This is a genomic window from Marinoscillum sp., from assembly GCF_965229915.1.
In the GTDB taxonomy this organism is placed as follows: domain Bacteria; phylum Bacteroidota; class Bacteroidia; order Cytophagales; family Cyclobacteriaceae; genus Marinoscillum.
In genome coordinates this window covers 2,044,611-2,059,382 of the sequence record NZ_CBDDJZ010000001.1, presented here as the reverse complement: position 1 = coordinate 2,059,382, position 14,772 = coordinate 2,044,611, and the positions used below count along the sequence as shown (strand labels likewise).

General features: G+C 44.5%; 12 protein-coding genes. 4 read left to right on the top strand and 8 right to left on the bottom strand.

Features of this window, described 5'->3' with window-relative positions; genetic code table 11:
• Positions 1–142: 142 nt before the first annotated feature.
• From ACO067_RS08965 to ACO067_RS08955, 3 genes are all read right to left on the bottom strand, one after another.
• Positions 143–763: a DUF4159 domain-containing protein gene (locus ACO067_RS08965; protein ID WP_421873182.1), complete on the bottom strand. Its 621-nt coding sequence runs from the start codon at positions 761–763 to the stop codon at positions 143–145.
• A gap of 242 nt (positions 764–1,005) precedes the next feature.
• Entirely contained in the window at positions 1,006–2,322 is a 1,317-nt protein-coding gene (locus ACO067_RS08960) for a TldD/PmbA family protein (RefSeq protein ID WP_421873180.1), read from the bottom strand.
• 19 nt (positions 2,323–2,341) lie between these two features.
• Positions 2,342–3,982, bottom strand: coding sequence for a TldD/PmbA family protein (locus ACO067_RS08955; protein ID WP_421873179.1), 1,641 nt, complete (start codon positions 3,980–3,982; stop codon positions 2,342–2,344).
• Between the two features lie 162 nt (positions 3,983–4,144).
• Between ACO067_RS08955 and ACO067_RS08950 the strand changes: the two genes are divergently transcribed.
• Both ACO067_RS08950 and ACO067_RS08945 read left to right on the top strand, forming a co-directional pair.
• A complete protein-coding gene (locus ACO067_RS08950) occupies positions 4,145–5,359 on the top strand; it encodes a TCR/Tet family MFS transporter (protein WP_421873177.1) in 1,215 nt (404 codons plus the stop codon).
• A 22-nt stretch (positions 5,360–5,381) separates the two neighbouring features.
• Entirely contained in the window at positions 5,382–6,041 is a 660-nt protein-coding gene (locus ACO067_RS08945; protein ID WP_421873175.1) for a DUF6090 family protein, read from the top strand.
• Here ACO067_RS08945 and ACO067_RS08940 read toward each other — a convergent pair.
• Positions 6,038–6,817: an SDR family NAD(P)-dependent oxidoreductase gene (locus ACO067_RS08940; RefSeq protein WP_421873174.1), complete on the bottom strand. Its 780-nt coding sequence runs from the start codon at positions 6,815–6,817 to the stop codon at positions 6,038–6,040. The two genes, ACO067_RS08945 and ACO067_RS08940, sit on opposite strands and share 4 nt — an antisense overlap.
• Entirely contained in the window at positions 6,814–8,025 is a 1,212-nt protein-coding gene (locus tag ACO067_RS08935) for an MFS transporter (protein WP_421873172.1), read from the bottom strand. The genes ACO067_RS08940 and ACO067_RS08935 overlap by 4 nt, the downstream gene beginning before the upstream one ends.
• Positions 8,026–8,143: 118 nt before the next feature.
• Between ACO067_RS08935 and ACO067_RS08930 the strand changes: the two genes are divergently transcribed.
• Positions 8,144–8,470: a PadR family transcriptional regulator gene (locus tag ACO067_RS08930; protein WP_421873170.1), complete on the top strand. Its 327-nt coding sequence runs from the start codon at positions 8,144–8,146 to the stop codon at positions 8,468–8,470.
• Positions 8,467–11,109 carry an FtsX-like permease family protein gene (locus tag ACO067_RS08925; protein WP_421873168.1) on the top strand — a complete coding sequence of 881 codons (2,643 nt, stop codon included), beginning with the start codon at positions 8,467–8,469 and terminating at the stop codon, positions 11,107–11,109. The genes ACO067_RS08930 and ACO067_RS08925 overlap by 4 nt, the downstream gene beginning before the upstream one ends.
• Positions 11,110–11,194: 85 nt before the next feature.
• On the opposite strand, the gene ACO067_RS08920 is transcribed toward ACO067_RS08925, so the two are convergent.
• The 3 genes from ACO067_RS08920 to ACO067_RS08910 all read right to left on the bottom strand — a co-directional run bounded on the left by ACO067_RS08920 (position 11,195) and on the right by ACO067_RS08910 (position 14,741).
• A complete protein-coding gene (locus ACO067_RS08920) occupies positions 11,195–11,365 on the bottom strand; it encodes a DUF4249 family protein (protein WP_421873166.1) in 171 nt (56 codons plus the stop codon).
• Between the two features lie 96 nt (positions 11,366–11,461).
• Positions 11,462–12,397, bottom strand: a complete 936-nt coding sequence (locus ACO067_RS08915; RefSeq protein WP_421873164.1) for a DUF4249 domain-containing protein — start codon at positions 12,395–12,397, stop codon at positions 11,462–11,464.
• A gap of 4 nt (positions 12,398–12,401) precedes the next feature.
• The gene (locus ACO067_RS08910) at positions 12,402–14,741 is read right to left on the bottom strand and encodes a TonB-dependent receptor (protein WP_421873163.1); all 2,340 of its coding nucleotides are present in this window, start codon (positions 14,739–14,741) and stop codon (positions 12,402–12,404) included.
• Positions 14,742–14,772 lie beyond the last annotated feature (31 nt).

Below are 14,772 nucleotides of genomic sequence, written 5' to 3'. Positions count from 1 at the left end.
TTTATTTACCATATATAATGTCCGCCTTGAAAGGCAGCTAATTTTTTTGGAACGCGCTTTAGCCTAAAACTTTGTATGTCTAATCCTATTAATCCACTTCATCAAATCTTATGTCTAAGAGTCTTGTGTCTAAAACCTGTTCTCAACTCGTCATTGCATGAATCACGATATTCACAGCAAAACGCGTGTTATCAATCTTGTACCACCGCTTATTCCTAAAATCATAATCCCATTCGCAACCATAGTCTTTGTTGCTGTACAATACTCCTATTCGATCGTTGATCAAGACTGCTTTTAGGTAATCATGTACAATGTCATCACCCCATCCATTGAGCTCCTGAGAAGTGGTGGGTGGTCCGTCAAATTCAAAAAAGGCTGAATAGATTGGATGATTATTAGGGATTTTTTTTAGTGCTCCAGGCCAGATCTCATCCATCTGCCGTTCAAATGATTTAGCAAAAAGTCCATCTATGTCATGGTTGCAATCATCGGCAAAGACAAAGCCTCCATTCTCCACATACTTCTTAAAGTTCTCTCGTTCTTGTCTGGTAAACTGTACCAGCTTGTGGCCAGACAAATAGCAAAATGGGCAATTGAAGATTTCATCGCTCCCAAGAGGTACGATATTCTCCACCGTGTCCACTGGTAGTGTGGTGTATTCTATCAGTGAATTGAGGAGGTTGGAGGGCATGCGCTGATCCACATCCCAATCGCCGGATTCATACTGCAGTCTGGTAAAGAAAAATTTGTCTTGTGTGTTCACTCAATGAGTTCGGTTGAACGCTCTAAATTTCTTTGGATCAGTTTTGGATTGGGTAAAATAAAAGCTGTCTCAAAAAGACTTATGAATTGTCAGGCTGAGGGTCTCGAAGCCTTTTGTGTCAAACAAAATTACATTTCGAGGACCTCAATATGACAGCTTGAATGAATGCCATTCCGACAAAGGAGGCATCTACCTGAAAAAACTAAGTAGATCTCTCCTTCGTCAGGATGACAGTTGAGTTATTAAACCGCGTCTGAAAGACTGGTGAAGGTGAAGTCTCTCACTTTCATGTAAGGAATCAAGTTTCCGTTGATTCGAACTTGCTGGCCTAGTGTTTCCAGGTTGTTCAGCATAATGATCGGACTTTCGTTGAAACGGAAGTTTTTGATCGGATGCTTGATTTTACCATTTTCAATAAAGAAGGTGCCATCTCGAGTCAGTCCAGTGTAGAGCAAGGTTTGTGGATCTACAGATCGGATATACCAAAGTCTGGTTACCAATACTCCCCGCTTGGTATCCTTGATCATGTCCTCCAAAGATGCATCTCCTCCTTCCATGATTCCATTGCTAGGGAATGGTACCGGGTCCACACCTTTTTCTTTGGCCCAGTAGCGTGAATAGGCGAGGTTTTTCACGACCCCATTTTCCAACCAATTCATTCTCTTGTAAGCCTGACCATCACCAGCCCATGGGCTTGTTGGTACCAACGGATTCATAGGATCGGAGTACAAATTGACTCGTTCGTCTACGATTTTTTCGCCGAGTTTGGTTCCGCCACCTTCTTTAGACATGAAGCTTCTACCTTCGTCAGCTGTTCGTGCATTGAAGGCACCGAACATGTTGCCTAATAGGCCAATAGAAGCAGCAGGCTCAAGAATTACCGTATATTTTCCTGGCTCTATTGCTTTTGCTTCTCTGGACATCAATGCTTTGTCAATTGCTATCTGTGAAGCTTCAGCAGCATCAAATCGGTCTACATTATTGAAATCACGTGTTACCCATCCAGAACCAGTTCCGTCATTGGTTCTCATGGTTACAGTAAAGTCGACATTAGTCGACTGGTTGTATGCAAATAGTCCAGCGCTGTTGATCATAGCTGACATTCCCGCAGAGTCATTCAAGAACCCTGCAGCAGTGACGTCTTTGGCTCTGGCCGGCTCGATACTCGCAGCAGCTACTTCCGCTCGATACTCGGGACTCACATTGGCCGTCGATTGATGAAAAGTTTTGGTTTCCAGATACTCTTGCTGACCTAGTGGCGGCATAAATTCTGGATTCTCTGGAGAAAGCCGGGCGAGTTCTTCAGATCGCCTGACCACTTTTTCCAGGGAGGCTGCATCGAACTCATCGATGGTTGCCACACCTACTTTGTTGCCAAAACTGGACTGTACAACCAGCGTTTGGTTGGACTGATATCCCGCTGTAGAAACTGTGTTTCGGGCATATCGAATATTTCCTGAGTTAGAAGCATTCAGATTGATCTCGCACGTATCAGCTTTCGAAAATGAAAGCGCCTTGTCGAGGATCTGCTTAGCTTCTTCTTTCGTATATATTGCCATTTTTCTTAGATGCTTTTGATTAAATATTTCTTCCAGTGTTGATCACGTTCACTCCATTGAATCTGGTAGTAGCAGATCCGTGGGAAACGGCACTTACCTGTGAAGGCTGACCTTTTCCGTCGAAGAATGAACCAAATAATCGATAATCTGACTCATCGCAGATCTTAGCGCAAGAGTTCCAAAACTCCTGGGTGTTCGATTGATAAGCCACGTCGTTGAGCATGCCTACTACTTGACCATTTTTGATTTCGTAGAAGACCGTTCCTCCAAACTGGAAGTTGTATCGTTGCTGGTCAATAGAGTAAGAACCTCTACCGGCAATGTAAATACCTTTCTCAATGTCCTTGATCATGTCCTTAGGAGAATACTTCTCTTTCCCTGCTTCAAGGGAAACGTTCGGCATTCGTTGGAACTGAACATCATTCCATGACTGAGAATAGCAGCATCCATGAGATTCATTTTGATCGATCATGTGAACCTGATCTCTGATAGCCTGGTAGTTCACCAGAATACCATTTCTTACCAGATCCCATTTTTTAGTTTGTACCCCTTCGTCATCAAAACCTACAGCACCAAGAGATCCGGGCTGCGTTTTATCTGCTACCAGATTGACAATATCGCTACCGTAGTTGAAGTCACCAGCTTTCCACTTATCTAATGTGGCAAAACTGGTACCCGCATAGTTGGCTTCATATCCAAGTACACGATCAAGCTCTAGAGGGTGACCAACAGACTCATGGATAGTCAATCCAAGGTGATTTGGTTCGAGCATTAGATCATACTTTCCAGGTTCTACGGATTTAGCTGAAAGCATTTCTTTTGCCTGAAGGGCTGCTTCTGAGGCGTCCTTAACCAGATCATATCTATTTCTGAAAAGCGATACTCCACCTATTCCTTCGAAGGTTTCATTTGGATCGGGAGTCATGTACTCATAACCCAGTCCCATAGGGGCAGATAATCCCTGACGGCTTTTGAACTTTCCTTTCTCAGGATCAATTACAGTGACATTCATGTATGGCCAGATGCGGTGCACATCCTGATCGATGTACGATCCTTCCGTTGATGCAAAATATTTTTGTTCGTTCACCATGAACAGGGCCGTGTTGACATAGTTGGCGCCATTTTTCATCGCCGCAGCATTTGCTTCAAGAAGCAGGTCGGCCTTTTCTGAAATCGGCACTTCCATGGAATTCTTGACGATTGGTGTTTTCCAGCTCACCTCACCATGAGATTCTACCGGAGCAAGTACCACCGGCTCTTTTTGAATTTTAGAGTTAGCCTTCGCAATGGCTACAGCTTGTTCCGTTGCTTTTTTAATTCCTTCAGGGCTTACGTCATTGGTAGATGCAAATCCCCAGGTGCCATTGGCAATTACGCGAATTCCTATTCCAAATGATTCGGTATTGACTACATTCTGTACTTTATCTTCTCTGGTAAATACGTATTGATTGAGGTAACGACCAATACGTGCATCGGCATAGCTAGCGCCGAGGCTTCTTGCCGAATTGAGTGCTACATCTGCCAGTGTCTTCTTCTGGCCTACATCAAGTCCCGGACTCAGTAACTGTTCGGGAGAAATTATCTTGCCGAATGAAGCTGCTGGAATCATCATGGCTCCAGCCCCTAAACCCGCCAATTTTGCAAAGTCTCTTCTCTTCAAAGCCTAGTTCGTTTTATGGTTAAACTGTTATTTGGACATAAGTTATTTCTGGATCGGCCGAAACCAAATACAATTTATTTAAGCGGTATTTATTTCAGATAAAGCATTAATGGTCAAATTGACCATTAAATACGGTACTTTCGTAGCGTTTTCCAGAAAATCATGAAGAATAGAAAAGCTGCAATAGGCTTCGTACTGGTCACTGTACTGGTAGATGTCATCGGTGTGGGGATTATCATTCCAGTCGTTCCTGCTTTGATCACTGAGCTGACTGGTGGGACTATTAGTGATGCGAGTATCTGGGGTGGCTGGCTCATGTTTGCCTATGCATTCATGCAGTTTATTTGTGCTCCTATCGTAGGGGCACTCAGCGATCAGTATGGCCGTAGACCGGTGCTACTTTTATCCCTTTTTGGATTTGGTCTCGACTATATTCTCGCAGGGTTTGCACCCACTATCGGCTGGTTGTTTGTGGCTAGATTGGTAGCGGGTGTGACTGGCGCCAGTTTTACTACAGCAAATGCCTACATCGCAGATGTGTCCACTCCTGAGAAGAGATCACAGAATTTTGGAATGGTGGGAGCAGCCTTTGGACTAGGATTTATCATAGGTCCATTAATCGGAGGCGTGTTGGGCGAGTATGGTCCAAGAGTACCCTTCTTTGCTTCGGCGGGATTGGTCATGCTCAATTGGCTTTATGGATATTTTGTATTGCCCGAGTCACTTTCTAAGGAAAACCGCAGGCCATTTAGCTGGAAACGGGCAAACCCATGGGGAACATTGATGCAGCTGAAGAAGTATCCAGTGGTCACCGGATTGCTGGTTTCATTGGTGCTGGTATATATTGCTGCTCATGCCACACAGAGTACCTGGACGTATTTCACCATTGAGAAGTTCGAATGGAGCGAGGCTGAGGTTGGCTATTCTCTGGCTTTCGTCGGCTTGATGATCGCTTTAGTGCAAGGAGTAGCCATCCGGCCAATAATCAATAAAATCGGACAAGCACGAGGTGTATATGTTGGTTTGGCTTTTAACTGCCTTGGATTTATTCTAATAGCGATGAGTGGGAGTGGATTGATGCTTTATCTTGTGTTGATACCTTATGCATTTGGAGGAATTGCTGGGCCTTCGTTACAAGGACTTATGTCCAATAGCGTGCCAGCCAATGAACAAGGTGAGCTGCAGGGAGGGCTGACTAGTCTAATGAGTTTGACTACTGTGGTTGGTCCACCACTGATGACCAATGTGTTTGGCTACTTCACCGATGCTTCCAGGGAAGTGTATATTCCCAGCGCTCCATTTTATTTGGCTGCTGTATTAGCTTTTACGGCGATGCTTCTTTCATATCGATTCTTGTCAGAAAAGAAAGCTGCTTAACTTTATAGGATAATCTAATCCTATGAGCAATAAAAGTAGCATTCTTGATAAGATGATCGACCTGGTCATTGTGATACTGGGGATTAGTATCGCATTTTCACTGAACAAGTGCCAGGAAACCCAAAAACAATCGGAGATGACCGCCTTCTACTTGTCTAATATGATTCAGGAATTAGACGAAGATAGCCTTGGGTATGTATATGCCATCAAGGACTGTGATGGCGACCTGGAGTATCTCGGTAAGGTAGATTCATTGTATCAAAGTGGATATCCTCATACATTGGATACCTTGGCCAATTTGGTTATTCTGGTCAATAATTTTAATCACTATGCCATCAATGCTACTTCTTACAATTCAATCATCACCACTGGAAATGTGTCACTCATAAATGATCTGGATCTGAAAAAAGCGATGGTCAGCTATTATGAATACGATGAGCAAATACTTTTTGGTGAAGGTGTGTTTTGGGATTACCTGGAGGATCTCAATGATTTTCTGAACGACAAACTGATATTCTATAACCGACAATTCACCGATGATCAGGTGCTGGAATACACAGCCATGAAAAACAATCTGATGAAGATGGCCTCTTCAATAAATCAAAAAAGGCGCATTTACAAACAAGCAGAGAAGCGCAGACTCAAGTTAAAAGAGCATATCCTGAGCCATACAATAGACTAATCCTTCTCCTGAATTTTTCTCACCATTTTCAGCAATACCTTTTTCGGAGCAAACCTGGCACTTTTGGCCATAAGGGTATTCATAGCTCCATGAATGGCGGTCATCTGACCTTTCATCATGGCTTTATAACCAAACTCCGCTACCTCTTTGGATGAAGGCAATTTTTTACCTTTGAAGAGTTTAGATTCTTCTGCATCGGCAGCCTCAGAAAAGCCGGATTCTGTGGCTCCCGGACACAGGGCTGTTACCGAAACACCAAAATCTTTCCACTCCTCATAGAGTGCTTCTGAGTATGCCTGCACATAGTGTTTGGTAGCATAATAAACAGTCATCAAAGGTCCGGGTTGGAATGCAGCTGTGGAGGACACATTCAGGATACGCCCATGTCCACGATTGACCATATCTGATCCGAATAGTTTGGTGAGCTGAGATAGAGCAAGGATGTTGAGGTTAATCATCATTTCCTCTTTTTCCCAGCTGGTTTCATGGTACAATCCAAAGTCGCCAAACCCGGCATTGTTGATTAGGAATTCTACTTCCATCTGTTTCTCAGAAACTATATCATAGACTTCCTGTGCCGAATCAGGGATAGAGAGGTCTTTTGGTATGTTCAGAACGGATATGCCGAATTCTGATTCTAACTCTTCTTTTAGTTTGGTCAATTTGGTGGTACTCCGAGCAACGAGAATCAGGTCACTACCATGAGAGGCGTGGATTCTCGCCAGTTCTAAACCTATTCCGCTGGAAGCACCAGTAATTAGTGTGGTATTGCTCATTTTGTGGTGGGTGTTTTCAGGTTACGTGTGACCACAAAGTAGCTCAAAAACACCAAAATTAAAATGGTGGTCACGCTGATATTAAGCGTCCATTCAAGAGATTTTTCCAATCCCCACCCAATGATTATGGGACCTAAAGCGGTGGAGATGACCATGATCATCGTGATCATGCTTTTGATGGCTCCCAGGTTTTTGGATCCGTACATTTCCGCCCATATAGCTACACCGGTAAGAGTACCCAGGCTTGCCGTCATTCCTAACAGACACATGTAAAGGAGTGCCAACAGTCTGTGTTCACCTAGATGGAGAATTAGCAATCCCAGTGCTGCCGGAACCAGGTAGAAAATAAAAACCCTGCGCGCTGTAAAGCGATCAATTAATGACCCTCCGACAAAGGACATGAGCACCTTGGTGATGCCAAACCCGACGAATGTTGCAGCCATCCAGTCCATTGACCAGCCCTTGGCGGAGGCGATAAGATTTTGGTGGATGAAAATACCCGTAATGAAAAAAGGAAGAAAGAGCATAACAGGTAACACCAGATAGAAATAAGGGTCGCGAACAACCTGTGAGCGGGTAAAGTCCTTATCTGTTTCTGATTCTGTGATGGTTTCTTCTTTAGCATCAGGGTGATGGTTTCTTATCAACAGGAATGAGCCAGGAATGAACAACATTGCTGCTGCAGCTCCCAGCACTAACCAGGCATATTCCCAACCAAGCCAACCGATGAGGGATACAAAGACCAGGGGCATGAAGGTTTCTGCCAGAGATAACCCCATACTGCTCAATGAGAGGCCTTTTCCACGGTTTTTGGTGAAGAACTTGGCGATGGCTGTGGACCCAATGAGTATCATTCCTCCCTGTCCGAAGAAGCGTAGCAGAAACAATCCGGGAAGTAAAACCGGCCACCTGGCACTTAGAAACATCACACAGCAGGCGATCACCAGGCCCAGCCCACCCAAAGCACTGATCACAGTCAGTTTAGCTCGATCTACCCAGCCACCTACAAGCGGAAGCGTGAGCGCACTGAGAATAGTGGCTATCGCATATCGGTTGCTAAAACCAAGACTGGTCAGCTCTAGATCAGCCTGAATGTAGGGTACACAAACACTGATCAGAAATGTCTGACCAATCGCAGAGAAAAAATAGTGAAGCGCGCCGTATCCCAGAATTTCCGGATGATTTTTGGTGAGTCGTAGGTAGGACATGCCACAAAGGAATGCAGGAAATATGCAATGAGCCAGTGTTTAATGAATATTTAAACTCTACGATTAGGAAATATTAATTTATAACTCTACATTTAGGAATCATTAAAGTGTTGATCGAATGAAAAGTACCAATCTCGGGGAGTTTGAGGAGCTAGTCATGCTGACAATAGGCGTGCTACAGGAAGATGCATATGGGCTGGCAATCAAGGATGAGTTGGAGAAAAGAACTGGGCGTACACCAAGTATAGGAGCACTCCACAGCGCACTTACCCGACTAGAAGAAAAAGGCTTTCTCAAATCGGTTTATGAAGGGGCTACTGAAAATCGCAGAGGCCGCCGAAAGCGATTCTATTCACTCACTTCCTCTGGTTTGGAAGCGATCAAGCAAGTCCATGAGATGCGCTCGGAAATGATACAGATGATACCAAACATCTCTGCTAAGTGATTGATCCACCAAAACTGATTAACCGTTTTTTTAGCTGGTTTTGTCATAGAAATCACCTGGAGGGACTGGAAGGTGACTTGTATGAACTCTTCGATCGAAATGTAGAGAAGTACGGGGCATTCAAAGCGAAATTTCTATACGTACAGGACGTGCTTACACTCATGAGAAGAACTGTTGCTCGACCACTCATTAGATCAAACTCAAAACTCAACAATATGGACATATACAAGAATTACCTACTTACTGCACTCAGGATGGGTTGGAAGCGAAAAGGATTTTCTTTCATCAATATCATTGGATTGGTTTTGGGAGTCACCAGTGTGATCTTCATTGCACTGTTTATTAATGATGAGATCCTGTACGATGAGCACATTTCGCAGCATTCGAATAAATACCGGATTTATAACATCTATCATAGCAGCTCCGGTGCCACTAAAAAGTTGGCCATAGTTCCCCCGATGTATGCTCCTGAGTTCAAGGCTAATTTTTCTCAGGTCATCAAAGCCGGGCGGTTAATGTTGGATTATGGTGGTAGTATGTTCCGTATTGGGGAGCAAATTTTTGCAGAAGACAATGGGTATTTTGCCGAAACGGAGGCACTGGATATCCTGGACTTTAAGCTGCTTCATGGTTCATTATCCGGGTTGGATGAGGCCAATTCTATGTTAGTTTCTGAGTCGACGTATGAGCGCTTCTTCGGTGAGGAGCCATTTGGTAATCAGACCGTCATGATCGGAGAAAAAACGACCATTTCTGTGGTAGGAGTGTATGAGGATGTTCCGAGACAGAGTCATCTCAAACCAGACTACATCATCTCGTTTAACTACTTACGCCGACAGGTTTCTGAGGAGCGCATCAATAGCTGGGTTTGGCAACAGTTTTACACTTACATCGAACTAGCCGATGCTACGGACCCGATGGTTTTTGACCTCATGTCTGAGTATATAGAGCAAACAGCCTGGCCGGTCACCGCAGAGTACAATATGCATTATGAGCCTCAGTTCCAGCGGGTGACTGATGTTCACTTGCACTCCGCTAATATGGAGTGGGACGAAGCAGATCGTGGGAACTACCAGGCGGTGGTGTTTCTTTCTCTGGCAGCTGCCATTATCTTGTTTATTGCCTGTCTCAACTTCATAAATCTCACCACGGCACAAGCGGTCAAGCGATCACAGGAGGTGGTAGTGAGGAAGTTTATTGGTGCCCGAAGGTCGCAGTTGATAGTGCAGTATGTAATCGAGTCTCTTGTGTATACACTCATCTCAGGAGTGATAAGCGTTGGGCTGGTTTTTATGCTGCTACCTGTTTTCAATGAATTGGTGGATAAGAGCTTTAGCTACAGCGACTTGCTCCAGATTAGGTTTGTGCTGGTGTTTGTGGTTGGCTTGTTGGTATTGGGGGTCGTTTCTGGTATCTATCCGGCTATGCTTATTACCTCATTTAAGCCACTCAATGTACTGCATGGTATCTCCAGATTGCAAAAAGCAGGACTGAAACTGGATCTACGACAACTGATGGTAGGCGCGCAGTATGTGCTTACTTGTGGGCTGGTATTGATTTCTCTGATCATGCAGAAACAGTATGATCATCTGCAGAATAGTGACATGGGTTTCGATAAGGAAAACCTGCTGGTGATTCCCATCACTCGTGCTATGAGAAATGACATCAGCCAGACAATCAATCGGTTTGCTGGCCATTACAATGTTCTCGATATTACTGCCTGCTTTGGTGTGCCGGGAGGCATCGTAGCTGGCGATAATGTTGACGTTCCTGATCTTAACAATGAAGCACAATCAGTAAGTGCGTTTATGGTAGATGAAAACTACATTCCCGTACTGGATCTGGAGCTGATAGCTGGACGAAATTTCAAAAAGAATAGTAAATCGGATGAATTTGGAGCCTTTATTATCAATGAGACGGCTGTTAAAAGTTTTGGCTTTGGCTCCCCACAGGAGGCTCTTGGCAAACGGCTCAACTGGGAGATGTGGGATGATGGTGATACACTAAAGCGGGGTGAGGTGATCGGGGTGATCAGAGATTTTAACTACAAAAGCTTGCATAACGCTGTGGAAAACGTGGTACTCCAGATTGACCGGACCGAATTCCAATCGTTGGTGCTAAAAGTAGGCAGTGGTAACCTCCAGGAGACCATCGGGTATTTAGAGGAACAATACCGTACCATGGAGCCCAATAGACTGTTTGAGTTTGAGTTTGTGGATCAATCGTTTCAGGAGTTTTATGCATCAGAGAACAGGTTGAGCAGGCTATTTACAGCCTTCACATTTCTAGCCATTTTTACTGCGGCAATCGGACTGTTTGGTCTGGTGTCTTACAGTGTGGTTAGCAGAGGTAAGGAGATAGGTATTCGTAAAGTTCTCGGGGCTGGAGAGCTCTCTATTTTTGGCTTATTGATCAGGCGCTATATGATATTAGTGGGTGTCAGTCTGCTGATTGCATTGCCACTAGCTGCTTACCTGTCGTCCATGTGGCTGGATAACTTTGCTTACCGCATTGCTATTACTCCTGGAGTGTTCCTTTTAGTTATTATTCTCACGTTATTGTTGACACTGCTTACCGTAGGTTTTCAGGCAATGAAAGGAGCTATGGCTAATCCAGCCGACAAACTGAGAACGGAGTAAAGAAGGGAAGCAAGGAATCTTTGTCTGCTCTGTCGGAAGAGATTTTGGATGATCAGAAGGTTGCCGATGTATCGAAAGTAGCCATCTATCTAAGTCTAAAGGAGTCGACATTAGAGCTGTGACTGGCGAAAATACCCAGGCCATTTTCGATGTTATTGTAAACGAGTATGGGTTCGCTGAAGGGGTTTTCTCTGGAATTGACTTGATTTTCTAAACTCTTAAAATAGGCATAGTAAGCCTCTGAGCAATGTCTCAAGGATGATTTTTACTTGCGGTTACTCCTTAGGGTCAATGTCCACAATGACCTGGCAACTAATGAAAACAAAAATCAAAACACAGGCCAATGAACCGATTACTCATCTGGGGGGATGGTGAATGATATTTCATTAGCATTATAGGAGGCAAATATCCCATAGCCATCTTCCACATTGTTGTAAACCTGGGCAGCCTCGGCAAACGGATTATCTACGGCGTTTTGCTGAAGTGATCTACTGGTTTTATAGTTGTAATAAGCCTCAGACACTCTTCGCAGCTCCAAATACAGTTTCGGGTCTTCAGAGGCAGTCTCACCATTGTCATAGTAGTAGAAATAATATTCGATGGTCTCAGAGTGTCGCTTTCCGTCAAACAGGTTGTCGTTAAACAAACCCGTGTCGTCATAGTCTTCAAACTCATTGAGCTCCGCACCAACTTTGTTAAAATAAATCAATTCTTTCATGGTACCAGCCTGGTAGACATAGCTGGTGTCTTCATCTTCATAATAGTCCCATCTGGGGACCTCCATGTATAGGAGTAGCTCGTAAAAATCTTCCCCCGATGGATCATCAAAATGATAGGTGAGCTGTTTCGCTTCTCCACCATATTCATCTTTTACCGTTGTGAACTTATCGATCGTAACAGTAGGAGCATAGGATGGGACAAGGTCGGTAGCCTTTACATCTGGATAGCCCGTCATTGAGGCTTGAACCGAATAAGTTGAGCCAGGCTTTGACTTTTTGGGCAATTCATAATAGGCTTCATCTGCTGTAAGCGTAGCATAACCTATAGATGTTCCGTCTTCAAACACCTCGATGGTCGCGCCAGACAGATTGGTGTAGCCAAATAGTTCTGACTCCAGTATGCCCCTACTCAGGCTTATGTTGAAGACAAAAGTGGTATCCGTACCAAAGAAGGAATTCAGTACAATCCGTGGTTCATGCTTTGGCAAGTCCACATCAATAATCGTTTGACAGCTCCACAGAATCGCGAGCAGGCATATAGGTCGGATTGATTGTATGCTTTTTTTCATGGAGTTAGAACTTAAAGCTGTATCTCAAATAGGGGATAATCGGGAATAGGCTGTATTGATAGAAGTGTTTGTCGCCATTGTTGTCATACCCTTCATCGATATAAAAAGGATTCCTTCTGTTGTACACGTTATACGCCCCAAAAGACCAGGACCGGGTGCTTTTCTCTTTTTCTTTGGTCCAGGTAAGCCCAATATCTAATCGATGGTATGCTGCCATCCGGTAGCCATTTCTGCTCCCGTAATTAACGATTTCGTTGGACCAATAATACTGACCGACCTGTCCCTGGTAGCTAGACTGAGGCAGTGTCATGGCATTTCCTGTGCCATACACCCAGGTAGCAGAAGCGGAGAATCGTTTGGAAAACTGGTACACACCCACCACACTCAGGTCATGTCTTCGGTCATATTTGTAAGGATAGGTTTTCCCAAAGTTGAGTTCGGGGAAGGTGCGGTTGGTCCAGCTTAGCGTGTATCCCAGCCAACCGGAAAATTTTCCTGTTTTCTTTTGAATGAGAAACTCAGCGCCATAGCTCGTGCCACTTCCGCTGGTGATTTTGTCTTGCCAGTCGGTGCCCAGGTTGAAAAACGAAGAGCCTTCCTCATACTCAATCAGGTTGTCCATTTCTTTGTAATAAGTCTCCACACTAAACTCATACCCTTCTATCGTTTTGGCAGCCCCAAGAGCCACCTGCCAGCTGGTTTGTGGCTTCACTCTGTCTGTGGCTGGTACCCACAGATCTGTAGGTAGTCCTATTCCGCTATTAGTAAGGAGGTGAATGTATTGGGCCATGGTGGCATATGAAGCTTTAATGGATAAGTCGCTACTCACGAGATAGCGAAGAGAAATACGAGGCTGCAAAGAGTGATAATACTGGCCATTGACCAAAAAGGAGGAATAATGCGCTCCCACATTGCCACGCAGCTGTGCCGTGAGATTGATGTCATCTTCTGCATAAGTGTAAAATTCCATCGCTTGAGTTTGTGAGGAATTAATCACGGTGTCTTGTTGGTCTTCAGAGTTGGTATCGTATCCAAAGATTCCCGGATTGAACTGATGATGAGTAGCCGATAGTCCAAACTTCAAATTGTGAGTAGGGGTGGGGAGGAAGTCAAAATCTGCCTTCAACGAAAAATCGTTAACTCCAGAGTAGTACTGAATAAATTCATTAGACACTTCCTTGCCGTCAGAGTTGGTCATGATGTCTTCGTATTCACTAAAGATCCTGAACTTATAGTGGCTAAATGTGCCCGAGAGATTGGCAAATAGTTTTGGGTTGAACACGTGATTCCATCGTGCTGCAGCAATGGTGTTTCCCCAGCCAAGACCAAAGCTTTCTTTGGATTCCACTTCACTGAGGCCATCATTGTACTTATAGTTAGACTTGCCGAACCCTTTGTCGTACCCATTATAAAAGCTAAGGTAGAGCCTGTCGTTATCGCTAAACTGATGGTTGACCTTACCATTCAGGTCGTAGAAGTAATATCCGCCCGTCTCCTCACCGTCAGTACTAGCTCTGATGATAGGTCGAGTCAGCAGGTCGATATAGGTGCGCCTGCCTGAGACGATGAATGAAGTTTTCTTGTTCTGACCAATAGGTCCTTCCAATGTTAATTTAGAGGAGATCAGACCGATAGAACCCTCACCGGAGAACTTCTGATTGTTTCCTTCTTTCATGGATATATCAATAACTGAAGAGAGTCTGCCTCCATAGCGTGCAGGAAACCCGCCTTTCACTACGTTCACTTTGTTGATAGCATCTGGATTGAATACGGAGAAGAACCCAAATAAATGAGACACATTATATACTGGCACTCCATCCAGAAGGATCAGGTTTTGATCCGGGCCGCCACCACGTACATACACTCCACTGGAGCCTTCTGTGCCACTCTGTATGCCGGGTAGTAGCTGTAGGGTTTTGAGGATGTCGGCTTCTCCCATCAATACAGGCAGTGCTTTGATTTGCTCAATCGGCACATCAATGGTGCTCATCTGTGGAGACTGCTCTATTTGTTCTTCTGCGGTGATGACCACTTCATCTAGTGTGGCACCAGCTGTAAGGTCGAAATTCAGTCTGACATCCTCGCTGAGGTCAATGGTCCGTTCCATAGCCTGATAGCCTACAAAAGAAATGAGTACGGTCACTTCACCTGGTGGTAATGTGAGTGAATAAAAGCCGAATGAATTGGATACCGTACCAATGGTGGTGCCTTTTCGTTGCACAGTAGCCCCGATCAGGTTTTCTCCATTCTCAGCATCTCTTATGTATCCGCTAATGGTAAAATTTTGGGCCAGTACGGGTATTAGCACCCCGATCAGTCCGACTGTTAAGATGAGTTTTTTCAAGGCAGTTCTTTAGTTAGGCGGTCTTTAGTAT

Coding starts and splice junctions, on each gene's coding strand:
- ACO067_RS08945 (WP_421873175.1), top strand. CDS start 5,382: ATGAGCAATAAAAGTAGCATTCTTGATAAGATGATCGACCTGGTCATT.
- ACO067_RS08950 (WP_421873177.1), top strand. CDS start 4,145: ATGAAGAATAGAAAAGCTGCAATAGGCTTCGTACTGGTCACTGTACTG.
- ACO067_RS08930 (WP_421873170.1), top strand. CDS start 8,144: ATGAAAAGTACCAATCTCGGGGAGTTTGAGGAGCTAGTCATGCTGACA.
- ACO067_RS08915 (WP_421873164.1), bottom strand. CDS start 12,397: ATGAAAAAAAGCATACAATCAATCCGACCTATATGCCTGCTCGCGATT.
- ACO067_RS08940 (WP_421873174.1), bottom strand. CDS start 6,817: ATGAGCAATACCACACTAATTACTGGTGCTTCCAGCGGAATAGGTTTA.
- ACO067_RS08935 (WP_421873172.1), bottom strand. CDS start 8,025: ATGTCCTACCTACGACTCACCAAAAATCATCCGGAAATTCTGGGATAC.
- ACO067_RS08960 (WP_421873180.1), bottom strand. CDS start 2,322: ATGGCAATATATACGAAAGAAGAAGCTAAGCAGATCCTCGACAAGGCG.